The following is a 23,099-nucleotide window of genomic DNA, read 5'->3' as shown; positions in this document are numbered from 1 at the left end:
TTACGGGTGGGGAAGATGGCCACTCATGAAGGAGTGGAAGGCTGTGAACTGCCGTCAAATATCAATCGTCCCTGAAGAATCCGCCTCGACCCGTCAACGGATGGAGTTGGGATGCTTGGCTAGCGGTGTGACCTTAATTTTCATGAAGGGGTACATCGGAAATCCGCTCAGGATCTGGTGCAGCTCGTCGTTGGATCCGACGTCGAACACCGAATAGTTCGCGTACTCGCCGACCACTCTCCAGATGGAGGCAAGGCGGCCCTCCTGTTGCAGGGCCTGGGAGTACTCCTTCTCCAGCCCCTGCAAGCGGGTGATGTCCTCACTGGACAGGTGCGCTGGGAATTGCACATCCATGCGGGCCAAAAACAACATTTTTCTTCTCCTTGGTTGTCGGGGTTAGGACAGGCGGTACATCGCGAGTTTGTCCTCGTCGATCTCTGCTCCCACCCCTGGCAAATCGCGCACGGAAATCGTGCCGTCGATTATCCGGAGCGGATCAGCCAGCAGGTCGTCGGCCATGTCGAGGAAGTTCGAAAGTTCCCCTGCCCGGCGGCTGGTGGCCTCGTGGGCGGCGCCGAAGGTGACGGTAGCCAGCGAACCGACCTGGGTGTCGATCTGGTTGCCCATGGTCACATCCACGCCGAGGCCGGTGCACAACCCCAGTATCTCGGTGGCCTCGGTGAAGCCGGAACGGGCGGTCTTGATACAGATGGCATTGCAGCCGCCCGAAAGCAGTTCCCGCGACGCGTCCCCAGCCGTGGGGACGGATTCATCGCCCACCACCGGGATTGGCGATTTGTCGACCAGGCGGCGGCGGCTCATTGCTTCCTTGGCGTCGCAGGGTTCCTCGAGCAGGGTCAGTCCCAACCCCTCGGTGCGCCGAAGTACCTCGAGGGCCTCATTTGCGGTCCAACCGCGGTTCGCGTCAATATACAGCTCCACGTCTTCCCCCAGTCCCTCTCGCAGCACGTGGCAGGCCTCCACATCCAAGGACAGCGGCCGGCGGCCCACCTTCAGCTTGAAGGTGGTGATGCCATATTCCTCGCCGAAGCGCAGGGCTTCGTCCAGGAGTTCCTGCGCCGGCCGGAAGCCGAGCATATGGCTGACCCGCATGCGGTCTGTATACCCACCAAGCAGCTTGTGAACAGGAGTGCCGAGCGTCTTGCCGATTGCGTCCCACACCGCGATGTCGACGGCGCCCTTCGCCACCTGGTTGTGTATGGTCCGGCGCATTACGGCCTGGATCTGCTCCCGGTCCACGATCTCGAGACCCATGAGCTGCGGGGCGAAAGTCTTCCCGATAATCGTCCCGATGGACTCCTGCGTCTCACCGTAGGTGTAAGGACGGGGAGGGGCGTCTGCAACTCCCACGACGCCGTCGTTGGTGTGCACACGTACCAGAACATGGTCGGCGGTTGCCACCTCACCGCTGGCGAACTTCAGCGGGTGGGTATACGGGATGGAGTAGGGAATCACTTCAATCCGTTCGATTTTCAACGGCGCGGTTCCTTTCGGTTCGGTCGGGAGGTCAAGCGATGCAGGGAGGAACGGGTGCCCCAGAGCTCACGCTCTGGGGCACCCCATAGGCCTTAGAGCCCGGCCATGTCAGGAGAGAATCCCTACCTGGACTGTCCCACCTTGGCCAGGACGTAGTCGTAAGAGGCTTCCTCGCCGGCAGCGCCGTCGGTTCGCGGTTTGGTATTGAGCATTAGCTCCGGCTTGACCGCCGAAGCAATGTCGTCGGCATTGTGCGGGTCACCGGGGAAGTAGAGCTGCTGGGTTACGGGCTGGTAGCCAGGCGCGGAGACCTTTATGTGGATGTGAGCGGGGCGCCAGGCGTGCCACCCCGCGGCACTGATCAGCTGCCCACAGGCTCCGTCAGTGGGGATCTGGTAGGGAGCCGGTCGCATGGTGTGGAGGACGAATTGTCCATCGCTGTCGGCCTGCACGTTCGCGCGGAACAGCCAGTCAGGCAGTCCCGGGGCGTACTGGGAGTAGAAGCCGGCCGCATCCGCATGCCAAATCTCCAGCTGTGCACCTTGGATGGGGTCACCGTCGGTGTCGGTAAACCGGCCGCTGAACTGCAGCGGAACGCCCTCTTCATCATCACGCATCTCAACCGTGGCAGGGGACTCGAGCACCGGCGAGTTCGGGACGTAGTACGGCCCCTCGATGGTGCCCTTGGTGCCGGGCCGGTCCTGGGAGTTGACATCTTCCACGGTGTGCTCGAGCCACACGTCAAGGAACAGGGGCCATTCGCCATCATTGCCCACTTTGATAAGCCAGGCTTTCAGGGCGTTGTACTCCTCGTAGGTGACTTCGTGCTCGACGACGATGTCGTTTGCAGCCTTGATGAGGGCCCCGGCGAGCACGCTCACGCGCTCCTTTGTAACCCCCAATCCCGCGAGCTTGCCCGACGCGGCGAAGCGTTGGGTCGCCTTTGAGCCGGCCTCCACGGCCGTGCCTTCATCTTCCTTGCGGGTGTCCAGCTGATTTTCATTCATGGTGATCTCCACACTCCTCCTAGCATCGGGGACAGGAGATGATCCCGTCCGCCGTGACGCGCCGGCCGCGGGCTTGGCACCCGCCGGTTTACCGGCTTCACGTGACGTCCATCTCATGCTAGTTAGCGAATAAGGACGAAACAAGAACCGATTTAGCGCGAATTGGGTCACTAAAGTTACATAAAAACACCCTTGGTCCGGACTAGGGTTTTGCCTGATGTGAGAGCCGTCACTTTACGCCAGAATCGTTGAGACACATTCATTCCGCCCGAGGGGTCGAAACGAGGCTGCACAGTCGCTGCCCCCACCCTCACCCCTCCAAAGAAGGAGCACACCATTACCGAGAATCTGACACGTGTCCGTGAAGTACTGGCTGACGCCGTCGTCGACGATCGAGAAAACGGCGTCATCCGGGCAAAGCGTGAAATCTTCACCGACCAGGACATCTTCGAGCTGGAGATGAAGCACATCTTTGAGGGCAACTGGGTGTACCTTGCCCACGAGTCGCAGATCCCCAATGTGGGGGACTACTTCACCACATACATTGGCCGGACTCCCGTCGTCCTCACCCGGGACAAGGACGAGAAGATCAACTGCATCGTCAACGCGTGCTCCCACCGCGGCGCGATGCTGTGCCGACGCAAGACCGACAACAGGACCACCTTCACCTGTCCCTTCCACGGCTGGACCTTCAAGAACTCCGGCGAACTGCTGAAGGTCAAGGACTCCCGCAACGCCGGATACCCGGAAACCTTCAACAAAGAGGGGTCACACGACCTCACCAAGGTCGCCCGCTTCGACTCCTACCGCGGCTTCCTGTTCGGCTCCTTGAATGCTGACGTTCTTCCGCTCGAAGAACACCTGGGAGACGCCACCAAGGTCATCGATTCGATTGTGGACCAGTCCCCGGAGGGACTTGAGGTCCTGCGCGGGTCTTCCACCTACACCTACGATGGCAACTGGAAGGTCCAGGCGGAAAACGGCGCCGACGGCTACCACGTCACAGCCGTGCACTGGAACTACGCCGCGACTACTGCCCGCCGAAATGCCGGTGACTCCGCCAACAGCACCAAGGCTATGGACGCCGGCAAGTGGGGGAAGGTCAAAGGCGGCTTCTATTCCTACGACCACGGGCACTTGCTGCTGTGGCAGGAGTGGAGCAACCCCGAAGACCGTCCGCTGTGGGACCGCCGCGACGAGCTCGTCCAGAAGTACGGCGAGGAGATGGCAAACTTCATGATTAACATCTCGCGCAACCTTTGCCTGTACCCGAACGTCTACATCATGGACCAGTTCTCCTCGCAGATCCGTCACTTCCGCCCTATTTCAGCGGACCAGACCGAAGTGACGATCTACTGCATTGCACCAAAAGGTGAGTCGCAGGAGAACCGCTCAAAGCGCATCCGCCAGTACGAAGATTTCTTCAATGCGACCGGCATGGCCACGCCGGACGACCTCGAAGAGTTCCGCTCCTGCAATAAGACCTACTGGGCCACCTCGGCGCCGTGGAACGATATGACGCGCGGATCTACCCACGAGATTGCGGGTCCTGACGAGCAGGCCAAGGCTTTGGGCATGTCCCGAGTGATCGCCTCTGGCGTGCGCACCGAGGACGAGGGGCTCTATCCGATTCAGCACGGGTACTGGAAAGAAGTAATGGACAAGGCCCTCGCCGACGCGGAACCCTCCGCCCAGGAAACCGTGCCGGTCACTGCCTGACCGATACCTCGAACCCACAGAGAGGGCTGAACACCAATGGCCAACCTGCTTAACCCCCTGACCGCGCTCAAGAGCGCCGAGGAGATCGCGACCCTCGAGACCGTCCGCGCCTTCCTTTACAGGGAAGCCCGGCTCCTGGACGACCGCCAGTTCGACGAGTGGCTCCAGTGCTACCACCCGGACTCCGAGTACTGGATGCCGGCGTGGGACGTCGACGACCGGCTAACCGTGGACCCCCAGAACGAGATCTCACTCATCTATTACGACAACCGCGGCGGTATCGAGGACCGGGTGTTCCGGATCAAGACGGACCGCTCTTCCGCTACCTCCCTGCCGGAGCCCCGCACCGGACACAACATCACGGACATTGAGGTCCTGGAGCAGGACGGCGCCGAGGTCAAGGTCCGTTTCAACTGGTTCACCCTGTACTTCCGTTACAACACCACCGACACCTATTTCGGCACGAGCTTCTACACCATCGACCTCGCCGGCGAGCAGCCCGTGATCCTGAAGAAGAAGGTTGTCCTGAAGAACGACTACATCCACCACGTGGTGGATGTCTACATGGTCTGACGGCATCGGGCACCGTCCCGGCCCGACCGGGACGGTGCCGGCAGGACCAACCTGCCGGCTCATCTGCTCATACGAGACATCCGCACTAACTTTTTCGGGGTTGCTAGGAAGCGACACCCAACCAGGAGGAAATCATGGGCCATCAGGTAGCCCTCAGTTTCGAAGATGGCGTCACCAAAGTCATCAAGGTCGGCGACTACGAGACAGTTATGGATGCGGCCTACAAGGCGCGCATCAACATCCCTTCAGACTGTCGTGATGGCGCCTGCGGCACGTGTAAGGCGTTTTGCGACTCCGGCTCCTTCGACCCCGGAGACTATATCGACGACGCGATGACCGAGGAGGAGCTTGAGAAGGGCTACCTCCTCACCTGCCAGGCGGTCCCGGAATCGGACCTCGCCATCCAGATCCCGGCCACCTCCGAATCCGCGAAAACCTCAGCTGTCACGTTCACGTCCACGCTGAAGGAGCTCGATAAGCACTCGGAGTCCACCATCTCCTTCGCTCTTGAGGTGGAGAACCGGGACGCCCTGGCGTTCCTGCCCGGGCAGTACGTCAACATCAAGGTCCCGGGCACCGACGCCGAGCGCTCGTACTCGTTCAGCAACGGCCCCAGGGTGGATGACGCGTCCTTCATGGTGCGCATCACACCGCAGGGTGCGATGTCCGAGTACCTGCGGGACCGGGCGGCGGTAGGGGACACCATCGAGTTCACGGGCCCTTACGGCTCCTTCTTCCTCCGCGAGCCCAAGCGTCCCTTACTCCTGCTGGCAGGCGGCACCGGCCTGGCCCCGCTCCTGTCCATCCTGGAGAAGCTGTCCGAGAACCCGCCGGACACTCCGGTGCACCTGATCTACGGCGTCTCCCGTGAAGCCGATATCGTCGGCCTCGACTGGCTGCGCGCCTATGAAGCGAAGCTGCCGAGCTTCACCTGGGACTACATCGCCTCCGAGCCGGAGACTTCCGCGCCGCACGCGGGCTATGTCACCCAAATCATCCAGCCGTCCCACCTCAACGACGGCGACGTCGATATCTACCTGTGCGGACCGCCGCCCATGGTAAACGCTGTCTCTAAGTGGCTGGACACCGAGGCCATCCAGCCGGCCAACTTCTATTTCGAACGTTTCGCCCCCAAGGAGGCCACAGGCGGGGACGCCGAGACAGGCTCTCCGGCCCCCGTGGAGCAGCTGGAGAGCGCAGGTGACACGATCAGCCGGGTGGAAGCCATTTCTTCCATGGAGACCGGCCGGCTCGAGTTCCGGAAGGAAGACAGTTTCGCCCACCTGGATGCCCGCATGGGCCTTGAGCTTGCGGTCACCGAGCTGATGCTGAACCGCCTCAGCAAGGAGCAGTTGCGCCAGTTCCGTCGGCTCGCCGAGGCCACCACACGCGCAGTCGACGCTGGAAGGGTGCTCGACCCGGAAGAATACGTCAAGACCAACGAAGAGTTCCACGAATACCTTTTCATGATCTGCGATAACCCCATGCTGCTGGAGTCCTACCGTCGGCTCGACGTCCACGCCCAGATGGCTGCCACCTTCACGGAGGGCACCCACATCTTTGAGCGGGTCGCCCAGGACCACCTCGACGTCGTGGACGCGTTCGAGCGGGGCGACAAGGACCGGGCCAGGGAAGTCATCATGGCCCACGCCCGCGACGCAAAGGGCACCATGTCCGAAGCGATCAACGCCAAAGACGGCGGTTTCCAACGGTGACGGCGTACGCAGGACATTTCATAACTCCCGGCCGCTTCGCCGGCAAGGTGGCAGTGGTCACCGGCGCGGCCCAGGGAATCGGGCAGAAAGTAGCGGAGCGGATCGGAGCTGAAGGGGGCGCCGTCGTCGTTGTTGACCGTGCCGACATCGTGCAGGAAGTTGCCAAGCGGATCCAGGAAGCCGCGCAGAAGTCCGGCTCCGGGGGATCCGCCAGTTCCGTGACCGCAGACCTGGAAAGCTTCGCCGGCGCAGAACACGCGGTGAGTTCGGCGCTGGCTCTTCACGGCAGGGTCGATGTACTCGTCAACAACGTTGGGGGCACCATTTGGGCCCGCCCTTATGAAGAGTACGACGAGGAGAAGATCGAAAGGGAGATCCGACGTTCGCTCTTCCCCACGCTGTGGACGTGTCGCGCAGTACTTCCGGCAATGCTCGTCCAAGGCTCGGGCACCATCGTCAACGTCTCGTCAGTGGCAACCCGAGGAATGCACCGTGTTCCGTACGCCGCGGCTAAGGGCGGTGTCAACGCCCTGACCCAGTCCCTGGCCATGGAGGTAGGAGGGCGTGGTATCCGGGTTGTCGCCACCGCCCCGGGCGGTACGGAAGCTCCGCCCCGAAAGGTCAAGCGTGGACCGGAAGCTGAGTCGACTACCGAAAAGGCGTGGTATCAGACCATTGTCGAACAGACCGTTGAGTCCTCCTTCATGAAGCGATACGGCACGCTGGACGAACAAGCTGCGCCGATAGTGTTCCTGGCTTCCGACGAAGCATCGTACGTCACTGGCAGCATCCTGCCGGTGGCAGGCGGGGACCTGGGCTGAGCGTGCTGTGACGCCAACTCGTGCGCGTGGACGCTCGGTGCGCCCGAGTATGCTTGCCAGCATGATCCCGGCCCCCCACCACGGCGACACTGAGGATGATCTGGCGCTGCTTGGCCGTGCCGAGGTTTTCGAGGAGTTGCTGGAGACACTTCGTGTTGTGCGCAAGGGTAACGTGCGCACCGTGGTCATCAGCGGCCCGCGGGGATCCGGGAAGACTGCGTTGCTGGATCTTTTCCTGGAGCACTGCCGCGCCGTGGCGCGTGGTGTGCGGGTGCTGTCCGCTACTGGAGACGAGTGGGAGGCTCAGTTTCCCCTCGCCGGCTACTCCCAGCTCATGGTCACGCCGCCGCTGCGATCGGCCAAGGACGATGGCCGGGACCACGTCCGGTCCGCGGACCTTATCGGTACTCTCGGCCCTGTTCAGGTCGCCAACTACGCTGCGACTCTCAACGCCCACCTCGATGGGCTTCAATTGCACGGGAGCGTGGTGGTTGCCGTTGATGACGTCCAGCACTTCGACGCCGAAACCCTGCACGTACTCGCCTTCGTTATGCGCCGGCTGCGCGGCAAGCGCATCCTGTTCTTAGTCACTCTGGATCCCGCTCAAGCCCAGCTGGTGCCCGCGGGCGTCCTCGCGTTTCTCACAGGCCATCAGGTTTCCCGCGTTCCGCTGGAACCATTGTCACCGCAGCGGGTCCAGGATCTTGCCCGGCGCCGGTTCGGCATCGACTTGAACGCGACGGCCGCCCACGAGATCGTACGGCATACCGGTGGTTGGCCCGAGCCGATTGTGGAACTCCTGGGGGAGCTTCCTCAGGAGACTTGGCAGACATGGTTTTCATCCCTGCCCCCGAGTTCGCGCGTGCGGGCCCGGGTGCGCAGTCTCCTTAACGCCGCGTCTCCCGATCTGGTGGCTGTGGCGGAAGCCGCGTCCGTCCTGAGGCGCAGCGCCGGGATAGCGGAGGTTGCCCACGTCAGTGGAGTCGCGTCTGTTATGGATGCCCTCGACGAGGGACATAAGGCCGGACTTCTGGGCCTGTCGGTAGAACAGGCCCGCTCGGTCGTGACATTCTTTGAAGCGGGAACTATTGAATCCGTCTACGAGCAGACTGCACCCAGCCGGCGCATATGGCTACACCGTAGGGCTGCGGAAGCCGCGCAGATCGAGGGCGATCGCTTGGGCCACCGAGTGTCCGCGACCCCGGGCGCCGACGAGGCACTGGCCACGGAACTAGAGGAGTACGCCCGCCAACAGGCTCAGGTGGGTGCCTGGCAGGATGTCTCGACGGCACTGTTTTCCGCCTCCAGGCTCTCAGGGGATATCCGCGCCGGCAACGATCGCCTCCTCAGGGCAGTGGATGCCCTTGTGGGTTCTGGCAACATCGCCCAGGCACAGATGTGGGTCGCGGCCGTCGATGCCATGGCACCCTCGCCGTTGCGTTCCTCCGTGCTTGGCTACCTCTCCACGGCGTCGGGACAAAACCACAGCGCCCAAACCCAGTTGGAGATGGCCTGGCGAACGAGTAACCCGCAGCAGGACCCGGCGGCCGCTGCGCAGGTGGCCCAACGCTTGGTTCTGCATGGGGTGGCCTCCTGGGATGGCCCCCTCATCACCCGTTGGGCGGAGCAGGCCATGTCCCTGACGAAGCCCGGCACCCCGGCCCACATCGAATCTGAAGCCATCTACGGCCTGGGTCTTTATGCCCAAGGCCGGATTTCGGCAGCCGAAGCTTCCTATCGCAGGGCCTTCGAACACGCCTCCGAGAACGCCCAGAAGCAGCGCGTACAGATGGGTGCGGGGTGGCTGGCCCTGCGATTGGACGACGCCGAGACGGCGCTTGTAAATTTCGAAGCCGCGGCCCCCACTGAGTTCCGGGGCGGATCAATGCGGATCTCCCTATGGGCCGAGGCGTGGTTGGCCCGTACGCACCTCGTGCTAGGTAACTGGGACGCGGCCGCGGCCACAGTTGCCCGTGCCTCCGTCCGGCTTGAGACCTCGCGGATGCCACTGATCCGGCCGTTGTTGTACTGGACCGCCGCTGAGCTCTGGTCCATGCGCGGGGATTGGGACCGGGCCCGGTACTACGTCTCCCAGGCGGCCGTGCAGCCGGGCACTTATCGGGCCATGCAGGTCCCGGCCAGCCTGGCGCGGGCGCGTTTCCATGAGGCACGGGCGGACTACGAAAGCGCTTTGGCCGTGTTGCAGCCCCTGACGGAGCTGGATCCCTGGACAGAGAACAGGGTGTCGTTCTGGCCCTGGCAGGACACCTACGTTAACGCCCTTGTCATGACAGACCAGCTCGATGTGGCAGATTCCTTCCTCACCGCCTTCGAGCAGGTGCGGCGGGAGCGGGCAGTACCATCCGATCTTGCGCGGATGGCGTGGGCCCGGGGCCGGCTCGTAGCCGCCCAAGGGGATCCCGATTCCGCCAAGGAGCACTTCGAAACGGCGCTGGGGCATCTGCGCGGGCTTAACCGGCCATATCTGCGGGCTCGGGTGAGCTTTGCCTTCGGGCAGAGCATGCGACGGGCCGGCAAAAGACGTTTGGCATCCTCAGTGCTGCGGGTGGCAAGGGATCTCTACGATTCCCTGGGCGCGGCCACTTACGTGGATAGATGCGATCGGGAGCTGAAGGCGACAGGCCTGGATGTCGGCAATCTGCCCGACCCGTCTGACGCTGTGCTCGCTGCCGTGACTCAACCACAGGTCCAGCTCACGGCCCAGGAGCAGTCAGTTGCCGAACTCGTAGCAGCCGGCGCCACCAACAAGGAGGCTGCCCGTGCACTGTTTCTGGCCGAGAAAACCGTGCAGTACCACCTGACCCGTATCTACGGGAAGCTGGGGGTCCGCTCACGCAGCGAACTGGCGGCGCGGTTCCGCCCCACGGACTGAGGCGCGGGCGACCTGCCATAGGGCGGGCGCCCCATAGTTATGGGGATCCGGGCGGGGTGGGAGCGCGATTAGGCAGTCCCTTAGTTGCAGCGCCCACAACGTCGAGAAAACTTTGGAGCAGCGCTGACCGGTCCTCACGGCGCCAAGCAACGGCCAGCTCAACTTCAGGGGCTTGTTCAATATCGCGATAGACCACGCCCTCAAGCTGGAGGGCGCGGATGCTTGCCGGGATGACGGCGATACCACCACCGGCGGCCACGAAGGAAAGCATCGTGGAGGTTTCACTAATCACCTGTGTGATTCGTGGCTGGAAACCGGCCTGGCGGCACATGGCTGCTGTGGTGCGGTAAAGCACCGACTCCGGTGGATACGAGATAAATTCCTGGTCCTGAAGTTCGTGCACGGCGACCGGTCGGTCCACGGCCAGAGCGCTGAATGAGGGTAATGCCACGATGAGCGGCTCGCGCGTCACGATGCTGTAATCGATCTCGTGGGACGCGATGGGCGGCCGCAGCAGGGCCGCGTCGAGGGTGCCGTCCCGCAGCCCTGCCTCCATGGCGGGGGTAAGCATCTCGCCGTGCAGAGCCAGCGACAGCCCCGGGAGTACCTGCTTGGCTTGTCGTACGATCGGCGGCATAACCCCGTATGTCGCCGAGCCGGAGAAGCCCACACGCAGCACACCGGACGCGCCCTGCCCGACCTGGTAGACGTCGGCCCGGAGCGTCCCGACCGCGTTGACGATCTGCCGCCCCCGGTCCAGCAATTCCTGCCCGGCGGCCGTGAGTTCCACCCTTCGGGTAGTGCGATTCAGCAGGCGGACCCCCAACTGTTCCTCCAACTGGCGGATCTGCTGGGACAGGGGTGGCTGGGCCATATGCAGGCGTTTGGCGGCACGGCCGAAGTGGCGTTCCTCCGCCACGGCAATAAAGTAGTTGAGCTGCCTGATTTCCATTGTCTAAGCTGTCCCTCCGGGTGGTGTCTCCGGCCTGACGCCGAACCCCATTGATTCACAGAGTAACTATAAAGCGATCCACTCATAAATGCATCACACCTAATGACGGGCAGTGCGGTTGGCATCTGATGGCAGCAGCCGGCCGACTGCCTAAGCGCGTCCTGGGCACATTGTCCCTGGATCATGGCTTGTATAGGCAACGGCCGGCCGTGCCGGGTTAGAGGCGGACTGGAGGAGCCGTGGACAATGACTCTTCCGCGGCGTGCTCTACGATTTCCTCGACTTTGTGTTCGGCTGCCTCCAGCTTGCGCTGGTGGGGGACCAGAACCGTCACGACGGCACCCACGAGCGCTACGCCACCATAGATGTAGAACGCGGTTGCCCCGCCGATTCCCGCAGCAGCCAACCAGCCGCCGATGATTGGTCCCAAAATACCGCCCAGGCGGCCCACACTCGCACACCAAGCCACGCCGGCGGCCCTGGCATTGGTGGTGAAGTAGTTGGACTGGAACCCGTAAATCAGCACCTGGGTGCCGAGCGTTCCCACTCCGGCGATGGCGATGCACAAGAACAGCACCGGCAGTGGGAAGCCGAAGGTCATCAGCACCAGGCTGATAGTAGCCAGCACGAAGGTGCTCGCTATGACCCGCTGGGGACCCGCCTTGTCAGCGAAGCGCGAGAGCAGCAGACCTCCCGCCACGGCGCCGAGGTTCAGCGCCAATGGGAAGAACAGGGCGTATGTCCGCCCGTAGCCGTATCCCTCCATGATTTTCGGTAGCCACGTGTTGAGGCCGTAGGTCAGCAGCAGGCCGCAGAAAGACATCAAACCCAACAGAATGGAAGCCACTGCGAACTGTTTGGAGAACACAGCCGCGAAGCCGGTCGTCTGCGGGGCGGCGCCTGACTCCTGGATAACACGTTCCTCAAGGAGCGGGACACCGGTGCGCTTGGCAGCAGCCTGGGCTTCCTCCTCACGGCCACGCGCCAGCAGCCAGCGCGGGGACTCGGGGAGCTTGAACCACGCGATGGGCAGGAGCAGGATCAGGGGGAGGGAACCGATCATGAAGAGTCCGCGCCATCCGATGTTATTGAGGAACAGAATGCCCATGATGGAGGCGAACACGCCGCCAGCGGGGACACCGGAGTAGACGATCGCGTTGTAGAACTGGCGCCGGCCGGCTGGCGCGAACTCTGCCATGGTGGCGCCAGCGGTGGCGATGACTACACCGAGGCCGAGCCCCGTTATGAAACGCATAGCGCCGAAGGCGGTTACGGTCGTGGTCAGCGCCGTGACGAACATCCCCACCGAAAACCATGCGATGCCTAGGAGCATGAGTCGGCGGCGGCCGAAGAAGTCGCCGACCGCGCCGCAGATCAGCGACCCGACGAGCACTCCGACAAGGGCCCAGGAACCCAGAACGCCGGCCGCGGCGGCATCGAAGGCGCCAATCTGACTTGGGTCGGCGAGCAGTCCCGGCAGGACGGTGCCGTATACGACAAGGTCGTAGCCATCGAATAGAAGAGCGACGCAGATGACGAAGGCCACCCAGTTCGCAGTGCGCGCCTCTTTGCGCGGGTCTTCGGCGATGACGGTGTGGAGCTTAGCCATATGCCTGTCCTCTCTGACTGAGCATGGAAGTAGTGCCGTAGGGGTGAACCTGCATCCCCTGGCTTTGTCCAGTGTTGCAGAGGTGTGACGCCCGCCATATGCGGTAAATACCCGGGATCGGGCCGGGGTGCCATTCATATGCTATGGATATCAATCAGATCCGACAGAGCGTATCTTGGAAACAAGTGTGACCAGTTGGCGGCGGAGAGGTTAGAGCGCTGATGCGTCAGTCGCGTGCATTTCTGCTGCCGAAGACCTGCGAAACTCCGAGGGCGACATGCCGAGCTCGGATTTGAAAGCTTTGGCGAGCCACTGGGCGTCATGGATGCACCCTCCCCGCAGACGCTGGTGGGCCCAGTAGTCAACGACAGCCAGCTTGAGGGCTAAAGGCGAAGATCGCAACAGCCAAAGCCGAGGGCGCCCGTACCGTCCTTGAAGACGAAATCACGGGCCGGATCGTACCTCCGCACGTATTCGCCGATGTCAGCCCGGACATGGAGATTGCCCGCGAAGAGATCTTCGGACCGCTGGTGGGCATCATTAAAGCCAACGACGAGGCCCACGCGCTTGAACTGGCCAACGCCAGCGAAATCGGTTTGTCCAGTTCCGTGTTCACCCAGGACCTTGAGCGTGGCGTGCAGTTCAGCCTGGGCATCAAGGCCGGCATGACCCATATCAATGAGATGCCGGTCCATGACGAATCGCACGAGCCATTCGGCGGTGAGGGCAACTCCGGACTGGGCCGGTTCAACGGTGACTGGGCCATCGCCGAGTTGCCCACCGACCACACCGTTGGGGTCAAGCGCATCTAAGCACTGTTGCCCCGCCGCAGCACGGTTAACGTGCCGCGGCGGGGCGATTCCGTCTCCAACGTACGGCCATCAGCCAGCATGATCCGTCTAAATCGGAACATTTTAGATATGAATCAGCGGCAGGGACTGCCGGCTGGCGGCGGGGCCAAAGGATAAGGTGAAATTATGATCAATCCCGCACGACTGCACTCAGATCTGTCCCGCCTCGGCCGGGAGACGGCTATGTTCATGGCAACCGTCGAGTCGCTGTCCGACGCCGAAATGACCGCTCCGTCCCTGTGCGAGGGATGGACCCGGGCGGACGTCATTGCCCACATCTCCTCGAATGGCCAAGCCTTGGTCAAGCTCATTGACTGGGCAACCTCGGGCGAGGAGCAGCAGCTCTACGCCTCGAAGGAAGCCCGAGCCGAGGAGATATCCGGGCTGGCCTCATTGCCTCGCGGTGAACTGCTTAGCCGGCTTCGCCAGTCTTCCGCCTACTTTGCCGATCAGGCCCTGCGGCTGGGAGGAGAACTGACTGTCGAAGAAGTGCATTTGCACGGTAAGCAGATTCCTGCGACATCTATCGTGGCGTTGCGGATTGCCGAAATTGTGGTGCACCACCACGACCTCGACACCGCATGGACCATGGAGGAGGCCGACCCGGACTCGGTACACAACGCTCTGGAAGCCGCAGTGCGCACGTTGCGCGCCCAAGGGGCACCGGGGATGACCCTGGTCACGGAGGAACGCGACGAATGGGTGATCGGCGACGGCGCCTTGCGGGTCATGTCCGACCGTGAGGGATTGCTCGAATGGCTCGCCCGCGGTGCAACTGACAACGTCGAGGCTGACGGCCCCCTGCCTATACTGCCGCCCTGGTAAGCCCTGCATCTCAGGGGCCGTGTTCAGCATGCCGGCATAATGAACACAGGCCTGGCCGTCTGTTAGCCAAAAAGCTCGATGCCTTGGGGATCGATCGCTGCGGGGGAGACTGTTCAGCTATCATGACGCGCTCATTGGCATTTGCATTGAACAGGAGCTGGAATACATCCGGCCTTGAGTAATGGCCAACGGGGTCGTATGCGTTTTTCGCGGAAAGGATCTCGTAGTGGTCGATCTGGCGATCCGCCAGGGACAGCTTCGCCTTGGTTCGCTGCCTTCCTGGGCCCGGCGCTGTAATACGAATCCAGCGCCAGGCACCCGGCTGCAATTCCCGGGCGTTCCCGGCCCCATTGCACTTAAAGCTTCATCTGTGGGTTGACTTGATTTGGAGTGTGGACACTGTCCACACTCTTGCCTTCGGACTGGGTCGTACATCGGCCGGACTAGCTCGGATCGGCGATGTTTTCGGGAGTTCCCGGTGTTTACAAGGCCTGGAGTCCGGTTCGAGTCCCACCTCGGGCACAGTGTTTCCGCAGGTCAGAGGTGTTTTTCTCTGAAATTGGCACTTTTCCGTGTGCACAATGTGCACACTCCGGCCTCTGATCTGGTTCTCCGGGGTGTGTGGGTTCCCGGGAGGCCCGTATTCGGTTGTGTGTGGGGGAGCGGGCCTAGCCCGTCGGGCCTCGTCCTGCCTGAGCGGGCTTCTTCCGGGAGCTCATCTTTGTTTGTTCTTTCCGCTTGGTTTTTCGTCTTCACCAGTTCATGGCGGCTAGGGCCGGATACAACATGACTTGCTGAATGCGATTTCCCCTGTGGCGCGACGCCCCGACTTTGCGACGCTGGTCGCCTTCCTTCGGTGGCGCACCGGCGGAAGTGGAATTCTGATCCGGCGCGGTGGGACGCTGCGCATGCGCAGGATGGTGCGCCCTGCGAACAAATCTGGGTTGCGTCTTGACGACCCCGCCCGAGCCACATAACATGCAACCAAATGGTTGTAGATGTTGAGCTCTCTGACGCTGCGGTCGACCGCCTGTTCCGGGCCCTCGCCGACGCCACCCGCCGCGACATCGTGCGCCGCACCCTCGCCGGTGAGGCCTCGGTGTCCGAACTCGCCACCGCCTACGACATGTCGTGGGCCGCAGTACAGAAGCACGTCGCTGTCTTGGAAGGGGCCGAGCTGGTGACCAAGGAGGCCCGGGGCCGCGAGCGCATCGTTCGCGGCATCCCCCAGCAGATCCAGCGCGCCCAGGCGCTGCTGGATTCGTACGAACAGATCTGGCGGGGGCGGGTTCAGCGACTCGATGCCCTCTTTGCCGAAGAAGACAACTGACCATCACCATCCACAAGGAGACGAACGTGACTACCACAACGCACACTCTCGAGCTCGCTGACGTTGATCTCGTTTACGACGTCCACGGGCCGGTGCCGTCCGTCGACGGCAAGCCGATCCTCGTCATGATCGGCCAGCCGATGACGGCAGACGGATTCGCCGACCTGGCCGCGCAGTTTCCCGATCGGACCGTGGTCACCTATGACCCGCGCGGTCTCGGCCGAAGCGTCGTGCGTCGCGACGGTCGCACCGACCAGCGGCCCGAGGACCAGGCGGCCGACCTCCACGCATTGGTCGAGCATCTTGGTGCGGGCAAGGTCGACGTCTTTGGCAGCAGCGGCGGCGCTGTCGCCGGCCTGACATGGGTCGCGACCCACCCGGACGACATGCACACGCTGGTGGCGCACGAGCCGCCTTCGACCTGGGCACTCTCCCATGACGCCGACGAAGCCGATCGGGCCTTCGACAACGTCCGACAGGCCTACCAGAGCGGCGGGTTCGGACCTGGCATGGCGCAATTCATCGCCCTGACCATGTGGCCCGGCGAGTTCACCAGTGAGTACTTCGCGCAGACGCCGGCCGACCCGGCGATGTTCGGATTGCCCGCCCAGGACGACGGCAGCCGAGATGACCCGTTGCTGTCCGAGCGCAGCCTGTCGGTCACGCGATACGCGTACGACCTCGACGCCGTTAAGGCGTCTCCCGCTCGGGTGGTGTTGGGCGTCGGCGAAGAAACCGGCAACACCATCACGGCGCGGACCACACATGCCGTCGCCGATCGCCTCGGCACGCCGCCGGTAGTGTTTCCCAGCCACCACGGTGGCTTCGTCGGTGGCGGCCCCGAGAACCCTTACGCCGGCAAGCCCGTCGAGTTCGGCGCCACCCTGCGCACTGTCCTCGATTCCCTCTCTCGCTAACCACCACCACCGACGAAAGTTGTCGCCGAGTGTTGCTATAGCTTCTGTGGGACACCTGCATCGACGCGCGCCAGATCGAGAAGTTCTGGGGGCCGCCGGGCTGGCCAGCCACGCTTACCGGCACGACGCCTTCCCCTGCGGACGGTCGACGTATTCCATGACAGGAACGATTGAGCCAGTGGCGTCTGACCTCGTGTCGTTTCGAGGAGAGCCCCCTTCCTTCCTTCCTTCCTTCCTTCCTTCCACGGTGAAATGGCGATGCCAATCGTCTCTATTTCCACAGTCCCACTCCTGGCCGGGGCCACCGGGACACGGGGCATAGGGCTGCGTCGAATGTTTGCCTCCGGCGTCTCAGCCACACGTAACTTCGGCCCAGCGGGCTTTCAAGATGGCCAAAAGAAGGGTGTGCACAATGTGCACACCCTTGCCTTCGGACTGGGTCGTACTGCTGCCCGACTGCCGCCGATTCGGCATGTTTTCAAGACTTCCCAGTGTTTCCGGGGCTTGGAACCCGGTTCGAGTCCCACCTCGGGCACAGTGTTTCCGCAGGTCAGAGGCGTTTTGGCCCTTTGATTGTGGACAAAACTTCGAAATGTGTTGACAGCGGCGTAGCATTTTGCCTATGGCCAGCATTCGAAAACGCTCAAAAAAGGACGGATCTTCGTCCTTCATGGTCTGCTGGCGGGACCCGGCCACAGGCAAGGAGCAGGGGGTAACCTTCGCTACGGAGCCTGAGGCGATAACCCTTAAACGTCTCCTAGACGCGAACAATCAGTCCTTTGAAATCGCGCAGCACGCGATCGTCAAGAATCAGGCCACCACGCCCACGGTGGGGGCCGTGATCCAGGAACACATCGATCTCCTCGTTCGCCCCTCTGTCGGCACTGTCCACACGTATCAGACGATGCTAAAGCTGCACATCGCTGACGTTATCGGCCACATCCCTGTCGACAAGCTGGACTACCGGCACCTGACGTACTGGATTAAATCTGTGATCTCTCAGGAGTTCGGTAACAGTTCTGCCTCAGGACAATGGTGACACTTGATGTATCCGGACATCGGTAGCAGTTCCATCCCTCGCGGCCTACCTTCGGAAGCGGGCGCGAGCCTTGCTGATCCCGACGTAGGGGGTTCCTTCGGGGCGGCCAGAAGTATTCTGCGATGACCTCGCCGTCCGTATTCGCGAACACGACGCCGTCAAGGTCCCAGACGGCAGTGATAATTCGTCCGCCCATCCGCTTGGTCACCGAGTACAGGGTCCGCCCGATGTTGATCACGCCGTTGGGATAGACCTTCAGCTTCTGGCTCCCGGTGGCTGCCGGGTGGGCGATGCTGCCGGGTGGGCGATGCTGCCGCTGATCTTCTGTGATGCAGTGGTCTCGAAAGAAGCTTCTGTTCCAGGGTCCGTGGTGGTCTGCTCCACCGCTTCCGTATCGGCGTCCGCGCCTGGTTCGGCAGGGCTCGGTGGCTTGGCCACCCGCGCCGACTCCTGCGGTTCGGGAAGAACCGGCAGTGGTTTCGGCCGGGGCGCTTCGGCAGCAGCCGTGGCGTCCCACGACTGCTGCGGAGTGATACGCCCCGGCAATCCCTGGTGCGGACGCTCGGTGTTATAGATCAGGTCGAACCGGTCCACCTGAGCTTGGAGCTCTGCATGGGATTGGGCCAGGGGCTGCTTGTCCAGCCACCGGAAGAGGGTCTGATGAAACCGCTCATTCTTACCCTGAGTAGTCGGTTTGTACGGTTTGCCGGTGATCGCCTCGACCCCGAGCGAGGACACATGGGCGACCAGCTGGCCTTCCCACCCGCGGCGTGAGGGATTCAGCGCCACGCCGTTGTCGGTCAAAAGTCTTTGCGGTACTCCGTGGGCGCCGACGCCCTTCTTGACGACCGCCAGGGCCGCTTCGCTGGTTTCGCCGGCCGCTACGTGGGAGGCGACCGGGTGAGGTTCCGGGGTTCTGTGCTTCATCGCGAAAATCGTCATGCCGTCAATGTGTGCGGCGGGCGGCACGCGGGTCATCGCTGGCCAACGGGGGTCTGTCTCGGTGGCGTGTGGCGCAGCGGCCGTGCGGCCGGATGATCCACTGACGCGGAGGAGATTGCTCATGGCAGGCAAGTTTGAGGTCTACAAGGACAAGTCCGGCGGATTCCGGTTCCGGCTCAAGGCCGGCAACGGCGAGACAATCGCGTCCTCGGAGTCCTACAAGACGAAGGCCAGCGCCCTGAACGGCGTCGAGTCCGTCAAGAAGAACGCCGGCTCCGACGTCGTGGACCACCGAGGAATCCTGACCCGGAAACTGCGCGGGAAAGCCCGGCCACCCTTTGTAGGGCGGCCGGGCTTTTTTGGGTGTGGGGACTATTTGCCGAACGCGGCAGTGCCCGGTGGAACCACACGATAACAAGCGGTTCTAGGGTCTGAGATGACTATTTGATGGAACTGCGTGAGAGGCCGCCTGAAGGGTCACCGGGTGCGACACCCGTCAATTCCGAGATCACGTCTACCTGCTGCGGTGCGGTGCCAGCGGGAATCGGAATCTGAATGTCGTACTGCCCCTTCTCATCCACGGTGACGACTACCGGCGCGGTGAGCTTAACCTGCTCCCCGACTTGGTGGTACATGCCGGTTGAGTCCTGAGACGGCATGGCCATGAGCTGCGCGACGTAGACCGTGGCAATGGCACCGGGCTTCATTGTTCCGCCAGTGACCCTCATGCTTTCACCGGCTTTGGTTCCCATGGGGTCCACGTAGGCCAGCGCGTCGAATTCGTAGGGCATGGTGTATTGAGCGGCAGCGCTCGTCTCTGCCGTGTGGGTCGGTGCGGCTTTGGCCGAAGCGGACGCTGGAGCTGCGGGAGCCTCAGCCGCCCTCACGGAGGTAGCTGCACAGCCCGTAGTCAGCAGGAGCGACGCGACCCCGGCGACCAGAAGCGACATCTTGAATACGGTGGTCATGATTCCCTTGTTCTGCAATGCGTTCCCCCAAAATTGTGGCCGCGGTGCGGCGTTGAACTGATCCCGCCAGATGATGCCGGCGGGCCTTGTGGCGATTCCCCTCGACCTAGCGGGAATTCTTTTTGCTCACGGCGCGGACGAGCACGGCGCGGGCAGGGCGGACGAACCAGACCAGCGCCGCGGCCAGCAGTGCCCCGCCGATGATGAAGATCAGCGGAGCCGGGTTGAACGCTTCGGTGCTGGAGGCCTGCTCGGCCGACACCGTTACCGCTTCAGGAGACACCGTGGCGCGTGGAGTGGCTGACGGGCTCGGTGTCACGGTGGCCGCAGGGGTAGAGACGGCCGCAGCAGTCGCTTCGGGTTGCGCCACCGGAGTCTCAGCTGCCGGGGCAGCCTCCACCGGAACCTCGGCCGGGGCCACTTCGGCAGGAGCACCGGCAGTCGTGCCGATGGCCGGCCCGTACTGCGGCGCGGTGCCGGGAACAGCGGCCTGAGCCGGGGCGTAGTTCTGCGCAGGGGCAGCATTCCGGACCGGAGCCTGCACGGGTGCCTGATTCACCGGGGCATAGACGGGCGCGGGCGCCTGGACCGGGGCTGGTGCGGGTGCCGGAAGCGCCGGGATGTTGACGACTGGTGGTGGCGGCGGCGGGGCGTAGTCGCTCGAGGTGCCACCACCGTTGCCAGAACTGGATCCACCTGTGCCGACACCGCTGCCTGCACCGTTGTCCTGGCAGACCTGTGACCCGTTGCCGGCGGTCCAGCAGACGGTGGCGGCTTGGGCCGGGGCGGGTGCGAGCAGGAAGGCGGCCCCGGCAAGCAGGACCGCCACGCCGGCGCGGCGGGTATGCGAAATGGTCACGATGCTTCCCCCAAAACTGTGGCCGCGGTGCGGCGTTGAACTGATCCTAGCCGATGAAAAGACCATTACCGCAGGTCAGGAGTGCGTTACAGCGCCGCGGTTGGCACGCTGAACTGGGTCCGCTCAGCTAGGCTAGCCGAAGCCGGTCCGCCTGAGGACCCGTATTGGGGGATACATCATGAACACCACTCCGCACTTCCGCGCATCACGCACCGCTGCCGCACTGGGAACCGTCCAGGCCGCCGCAGCCCTCGCGCTTGGCGCCGCAGGACCGGCCCAGGCGCTCACCTGCGGCCCAGGCTATGTCGTCGCAACCGCCGCTAACGGGTGCTGAATTCTGCTCACCCACAGGCACCGGTCGAACAGTCGGAGGTGGCACCGTTGTCGTCGGTGGCGGGGGTTCCACCGTTCCCGGCCAGGCCGGTCCCATTGTCGGAAGCGGGGGAGCCCCGCTGCAGCCAGCACTAGCATTAGACCAACGAACCCCGGAGCCACGAATGACCCATGAACCAGACCTGGACGACCCGGCAGACCGGCGCAAGCTGATGCTGGAGGCGGCCGACCACGCCGCAAATTCATCCGCACACCAGCTGCGTTCCTGGTTCGCCTCCAAGTACCTCACCGGCCGCCTGTCGATACTTCCTGAGCGTTGTCGCCCCGGTGTTCTCCGATCGCCGATACCTGGCCGGAGCGGGCCTGGGCGCATGGGAGCAGGACGAACGCGAGGAGCCGAGAAGAATCCACGTTTCGTCCGTGGACTCCCTGGCGCCATCCACCCTAAGCTTCGGACTCCCTGCAGACGAAGACTCCGCGGCAGCCTTCAGACCCGCCACCAGGATGCGCCCCAAGACCGGGGCACTCCGGCTGAGCGGATACAGCTCGCTCGATCTGGTGGACGTTGCGCACGGCGCCACGCAGGGCCATTTCGAGGCCGGTGTGGACCACGCGGACGTCGCCGCGGGCCTGCTCATCCTCGCTGAAGCAGGTGGAGTCAGTACCGACGGGCGGGGTGACTTCATCCATCCACGGTCTAGCGCGGGCCCAATCAACCTCGCGGCCAGCAACGGCAGGATCCACGGCGAGATGCTCCATACCCTCTCGAAGATCAAAACCGCGCCTGCAGCTCACGCGGCCTGAACCTCGATTCGCAGCCGCGCACATGTAATCTGACACCAAACCATTACCAATTGGGGGAACATTGACCGAGAACATCCCGCCGATCCCGCCGGCGCCACAGAGCTACCCGTCTCACGCACTTTCCGGGGTTATCCCGGGCAACGAGCCGCCGTACGGACCGCCCCAGCCCTACACCCAGCCGCCGCCGGCTCCTTACGGCCAGCAGCCCTACGGGCAGCCCCAGTACGCACCGTACCCGCCTCAGCAATATCCGCCCACCGCTCCGTGGCAGCAGACCGGTCCGTCGAAAGCCAAGTCCTCGGGCTTCCGGGTCGCATCCGGCATCATCGGCATCGTACTCGGCACTTGGCTGTTCATCCCGTCCATCGCAGGGTTCAACAACGGCAGCAGCACGGCCTTCATGGCGTTCCTGATCCTCTTGGCGGCTCTTGGCAATATCACCGCCGGAATCCTCTTGCTGGTCAGCCAGCGCAACCGGACCAAGGGCGCTCCTGCGACGTCTCTGAGCACCGCCGGATTCGCGCTGCTGCTGGGCTTCATCGGACTGGTGGTCGAATACTACGGCGCGGCCCTGTTCGTGACCTCACTTATCCTGGCCGCCCCGATCCTGATTGTCATGGGGATTGGCCTTTCGCGGGAGAAGCGCGGCGCCTGATCCACCGAAGCGGTTCGCCCCGGCATGTCCCATCGGGGAGTCGGGGCTCCGCTGCCGCACACATGCTCGATTACGACAGCGAGCAGTCTGCTACCTGCATGAACGATCCTTTTGGGGGATTCTTGAAACTTTTGCCCACTGCGGCCCTGCCCGTCCTGCTTTGCGCGCTGCTCTTGACAGCGTGTGGTCAGCCGGCTGACCTGAAAGCCGATGCTGCCGGCTCAGCGTCAGCCGAACCCTCAGCAGAGCAGGTCGTGGACACTCCGGCCCCTGCTCCGGTGTCTGCTGGTGTTACTGCATCGCCATCGCCGTCCGCTACCCGTCTCAAGTACCCGGCATCCGCTGCCCAGCCAATCCGCTGATGGAATATCAGGAAACCCAGGTCACCCCGGAGGAGAAAGCAATCCGGGACCGGATCTACGAAGCCTTCCCTGAGATCGTCAATCAGGCCTCACCGAACTTTGAGTCACCGCAGGACCACGCCGCCGCGCACCGGATCTCCGCTTCGGCACTTCGGTGTACCAGCGCATGTCGCATGCGGCAGTCGCGGCGCCGGATGCCGAAGTGCGTGCAGGCCTTGAGACGCCCCGTGCGGCCGAGGCTGCTGCGCTGGCGGCAGAGCCGGTGGCACCCGCCTACCACATCGCGACAAAGAGCCCAGTGGTGGTGCCCCCTTTTGGGACCGAATCAAAGAATGAGATGAACTACTGAACCGAGGCGATCAGCCTGCGCGACCGAATCGAGATTGCCCAAGCGGGCGAGCAAACCAAGTCGCTTTTCCCCATTACGA

Annotated in this window: 23 protein-coding genes; 15 read left to right on the top strand and 8 right to left on the bottom strand. The window is 63.2% G+C overall.

Features of this window, described 5'->3' with window-relative positions:
- Positions 1-93: 93 nt before the first annotated feature.
- The 3 genes from catC to catA all read right to left on the bottom strand — a co-directional run bounded on the left by catC (position 94) and on the right by catA (position 2,504).
- The gene (catC, locus tag ACQCSW_RS12375) at positions 94-372 is read right to left on the bottom strand and encodes a muconolactone Delta-isomerase (protein ID WP_426986287.1); all 279 of its coding nucleotides are present in this window, start codon (positions 370-372) and stop codon (positions 94-96) included.
- Positions 373-396: 24 nt separating this feature from the next.
- On the bottom strand, positions 397-1,497 hold the full coding sequence (locus tag ACQCSW_RS12370) for an enolase C-terminal domain-like protein (protein WP_426986285.1): 1,101 nt from the start codon (positions 1,495-1,497) through the stop codon (positions 397-399).
- A 122-nt stretch (positions 1,498-1,619) separates the two neighbouring features.
- Positions 1,620-2,504: a catechol 1,2-dioxygenase gene (gene catA / locus ACQCSW_RS12365; RefSeq protein ID WP_426986283.1), complete on the bottom strand. Its 885-nt coding sequence runs from the start codon at positions 2,502-2,504 to the stop codon at positions 1,620-1,622.
- Between the two features lie 336 nt (positions 2,505-2,840).
- On the opposite strand from catA, the gene benA reads away from it, so the two are divergent.
- The 5 genes from benA to ACQCSW_RS12340 all read left to right on the top strand — a co-directional run bounded on the left by benA (position 2,841) and on the right by ACQCSW_RS12340 (position 10,225).
- Entirely contained in the window at positions 2,841-4,223 is a 1,383-nt protein-coding gene (benA, locus tag ACQCSW_RS12360; RefSeq protein ID WP_426990690.1) for a benzoate 1,2-dioxygenase large subunit, read from the top strand.
- A 36-nt stretch (positions 4,224-4,259) separates the two neighbouring features.
- Positions 4,260-4,796, top strand: a complete 537-nt coding sequence (benB, locus tag ACQCSW_RS12355; RefSeq protein ID WP_214840594.1) for a benzoate 1,2-dioxygenase small subunit — start codon at positions 4,260-4,262, stop codon at positions 4,794-4,796.
- A 134-nt stretch (positions 4,797-4,930) separates the two neighbouring features.
- A complete protein-coding gene (benC, locus tag ACQCSW_RS12350) occupies positions 4,931-6,511 on the top strand; it encodes a benzoate 1,2-dioxygenase electron transfer component BenC (RefSeq protein WP_426986281.1) in 1,581 nt (526 codons plus the stop codon).
- Complete coding sequence (locus ACQCSW_RS12345) at positions 6,508-7,332, top strand: 1,6-dihydroxycyclohexa-2,4-diene-1-carboxylate dehydrogenase (protein WP_426986279.1); 825 nt, start codon at positions 6,508-6,510, stop codon at positions 7,330-7,332. Before benC ends, ACQCSW_RS12345 begins: the two co-directional genes overlap by 4 nt.
- 61 nt (positions 7,333-7,393) lie before the next feature.
- A complete protein-coding gene (locus tag ACQCSW_RS12340) occupies positions 7,394-10,225 on the top strand; it encodes an AAA family ATPase (RefSeq protein WP_426986277.1) in 2,832 nt (943 codons plus the stop codon).
- A 37-nt stretch (positions 10,226-10,262) separates the two neighbouring features.
- Here ACQCSW_RS12340 and ACQCSW_RS12335 read toward each other — a convergent pair whose 3' ends face one another.
- Together ACQCSW_RS12335 and ACQCSW_RS12330 are read right to left on the bottom strand one after the other, a co-directional pair.
- Positions 10,263-11,177, bottom strand: coding sequence for a LysR substrate-binding domain-containing protein (locus ACQCSW_RS12335; RefSeq protein WP_426986275.1), 915 nt, complete (start codon positions 11,175-11,177; stop codon positions 10,263-10,265).
- Positions 11,178-11,394: 217 nt separating this feature from the next.
- The gene (locus ACQCSW_RS12330; protein WP_426986273.1) at positions 11,395-12,786 is read right to left on the bottom strand and encodes an MFS transporter; all 1,392 of its coding nucleotides are present in this window, start codon (positions 12,784-12,786) and stop codon (positions 11,395-11,397) included.
- A 395-nt stretch (positions 12,787-13,181) separates the two neighbouring features.
- On the opposite strand from ACQCSW_RS12330, the gene ACQCSW_RS12325 reads away from it, so the two are divergent.
- From ACQCSW_RS12325 to ACQCSW_RS12305, 5 genes are all read left to right on the top strand, one after another.
- Positions 13,182-13,598 (top strand): aldehyde dehydrogenase family protein, encoded by a 417-nt coding sequence (locus tag ACQCSW_RS12325; protein ID WP_426990689.1) that lies wholly within the window; start codon positions 13,182-13,184, stop codon positions 13,596-13,598.
- Positions 13,599-13,763: 165 nt separating this feature from the next.
- Positions 13,764-14,462 carry a maleylpyruvate isomerase family mycothiol-dependent enzyme gene (locus tag ACQCSW_RS12320; RefSeq protein ID WP_111907957.1) on the top strand — a complete coding sequence of 233 codons (699 nt, stop codon included), beginning with the start codon at positions 13,764-13,766 and terminating at the stop codon, positions 14,460-14,462.
- Positions 14,463-15,450: 988 nt separating this feature from the next.
- Positions 15,451-15,792 carry an ArsR/SmtB family transcription factor gene (locus ACQCSW_RS12315; protein WP_426986270.1) on the top strand — a complete coding sequence of 114 codons (342 nt, stop codon included), beginning with the start codon at positions 15,451-15,453 and terminating at the stop codon, positions 15,790-15,792.
- 26 nt (positions 15,793-15,818) lie between these two features.
- Positions 15,819-16,709: an alpha/beta fold hydrolase gene (locus tag ACQCSW_RS12310; protein WP_426986268.1), complete on the top strand. Its 891-nt coding sequence runs from the start codon at positions 15,819-15,821 to the stop codon at positions 16,707-16,709.
- A 622-nt stretch (positions 16,710-17,331) separates the two neighbouring features.
- Complete coding sequence (locus ACQCSW_RS12305; RefSeq protein ID WP_426986266.1) at positions 17,332-17,748, top strand: hypothetical protein; 417 nt, start codon at positions 17,332-17,334, stop codon at positions 17,746-17,748.
- Between the two features lie 255 nt (positions 17,749-18,003).
- Here the strand turns inward: ACQCSW_RS12305 and ACQCSW_RS12300 are convergent, their stop codons facing one another.
- Positions 18,004-18,813: an integrase core domain-containing protein gene (locus ACQCSW_RS12300; RefSeq protein WP_426986264.1), complete on the bottom strand. Its 810-nt coding sequence runs from the start codon at positions 18,811-18,813 to the stop codon at positions 18,004-18,006.
- Between ACQCSW_RS12300 and ACQCSW_RS12295 the strand changes: the two genes are divergently transcribed.
- The gene (locus ACQCSW_RS12295; RefSeq protein WP_426986262.1) at positions 18,812-19,105 is read left to right on the top strand and encodes a YegP family protein; all 294 of its coding nucleotides are present in this window, start codon (positions 18,812-18,814) and stop codon (positions 19,103-19,105) included. The two genes, ACQCSW_RS12300 and ACQCSW_RS12295, sit on opposite strands and share 2 nt — an antisense overlap.
- A 25-nt stretch (positions 19,106-19,130) precedes the next feature.
- On the opposite strand, the gene ACQCSW_RS12290 is transcribed toward ACQCSW_RS12295, so the two are convergent.
- Both ACQCSW_RS12290 and ACQCSW_RS12285 read right to left on the bottom strand, forming a co-directional pair.
- Positions 19,131-19,658, bottom strand: coding sequence for a hypothetical protein (locus ACQCSW_RS12290; protein ID WP_426986260.1), 528 nt, complete (start codon positions 19,656-19,658; stop codon positions 19,131-19,133).
- Positions 19,659-19,764: 106 nt separating this feature from the next.
- Entirely contained in the window at positions 19,765-20,517 is a 753-nt protein-coding gene (locus ACQCSW_RS12285; protein ID WP_426986258.1) for a hypothetical protein, read from the bottom strand.
- A 178-nt stretch (positions 20,518-20,695) separates the two neighbouring features.
- On the opposite strand from ACQCSW_RS12285, the gene ACQCSW_RS12280 reads away from it, so the two are divergent.
- The 4 genes from ACQCSW_RS12280 (at position 20,696) to ACQCSW_RS12265 (ending at position 23,020) form a co-directional block, all read left to right on the top strand.
- A complete protein-coding gene (locus ACQCSW_RS12280) occupies positions 20,696-20,851 on the top strand; it encodes a hypothetical protein (RefSeq protein ID WP_426986256.1) in 156 nt (51 codons plus the stop codon).
- Positions 20,852-21,090: 239 nt separating this feature from the next.
- Positions 21,091-21,654, top strand: a complete 564-nt coding sequence (locus ACQCSW_RS12275; protein WP_426990688.1) for an inositol monophosphatase family protein — start codon at positions 21,091-21,093, stop codon at positions 21,652-21,654.
- A gap of 61 nt (positions 21,655-21,715) precedes the next feature.
- Positions 21,716-22,309 carry a hypothetical protein gene (locus ACQCSW_RS12270; protein WP_426986254.1) on the top strand — a complete coding sequence of 198 codons (594 nt, stop codon included), beginning with the start codon at positions 21,716-21,718 and terminating at the stop codon, positions 22,307-22,309.
- A gap of 528 nt (positions 22,310-22,837) precedes the next feature.
- On the top strand, positions 22,838-23,020 hold the full coding sequence (locus ACQCSW_RS12265) for a hypothetical protein (protein ID WP_426986252.1): 183 nt from the start codon (positions 22,838-22,840) through the stop codon (positions 23,018-23,020).
- Positions 23,021-23,099 lie beyond the last annotated feature (79 nt).

This window comes from Pseudarthrobacter sp. Y6 (assembly GCF_050156205.1).
GTDB lineage: Bacteria > Actinomycetota > Actinomycetes > Actinomycetales > Micrococcaceae > Arthrobacter.
Note: the sequence above shows the minus strand (reverse complement) of the source record. Positions and strands in the feature narration are given on the sequence as shown.

Coding starts and splice junctions, on each gene's coding strand:
- catC (WP_426986287.1), bottom strand. CDS start 372: ATGTTGTTTTTGGCCCGCATGGATGTGCAATTCCCAGCGCACCTGTCC.
- catA (WP_426986283.1), bottom strand. CDS start 2,504: ATGAATGAAAATCAGCTGGACACCCGCAAGGAAGATGAAGGCACGGCC.
- benB (WP_214840594.1), top strand. CDS start 4,260: ATGGCCAACCTGCTTAACCCCCTGACCGCGCTCAAGAGCGCCGAGGAG.
- benC (WP_426986281.1), top strand. CDS start 4,931: ATGGGCCATCAGGTAGCCCTCAGTTTCGAAGATGGCGTCACCAAAGTC.
- ACQCSW_RS12340 (WP_426986277.1), top strand. CDS start 7,394: ATGATCCCGGCCCCCCACCACGGCGACACTGAGGATGATCTGGCGCTG.
- ACQCSW_RS12335 (WP_426986275.1), bottom strand. CDS start 11,177: ATGGAAATCAGGCAGCTCAACTACTTTATTGCCGTGGCGGAGGAACGC.
- ACQCSW_RS12330 (WP_426986273.1), bottom strand. CDS start 12,786: ATGGCTAAGCTCCACACCGTCATCGCCGAAGACCCGCGCAAAGAGGCG.
- ACQCSW_RS12320 (WP_111907957.1), top strand. CDS start 13,764: ATGATCAATCCCGCACGACTGCACTCAGATCTGTCCCGCCTCGGCCGG.
- ACQCSW_RS12315 (WP_426986270.1), top strand. CDS start 15,451: ATGGTTGTAGATGTTGAGCTCTCTGACGCTGCGGTCGACCGCCTGTTC.
- ACQCSW_RS12305 (WP_426986266.1), top strand. CDS start 17,332: ATGGCCAGCATTCGAAAACGCTCAAAAAAGGACGGATCTTCGTCCTTC.
- ACQCSW_RS12295 (WP_426986262.1), top strand. CDS start 18,812: ATGGCAGGCAAGTTTGAGGTCTACAAGGACAAGTCCGGCGGATTCCGG.
- ACQCSW_RS12300 (WP_426986264.1), bottom strand. CDS start 18,813: ATGAGCAATCTCCTCCGCGTCAGTGGATCATCCGGCCGCACGGCCGCT.
- ACQCSW_RS12290 (WP_426986260.1), bottom strand. CDS start 19,658: ATGACCACCGTATTCAAGATGTCGCTTCTGGTCGCCGGGGTCGCGTCG.
- ACQCSW_RS12280 (WP_426986256.1), top strand. CDS start 20,696: ATGAACACCACTCCGCACTTCCGCGCATCACGCACCGCTGCCGCACTG.
- ACQCSW_RS12265 (WP_426986252.1), top strand. CDS start 22,838: ATGTCGCATGCGGCAGTCGCGGCGCCGGATGCCGAAGTGCGTGCAGGC.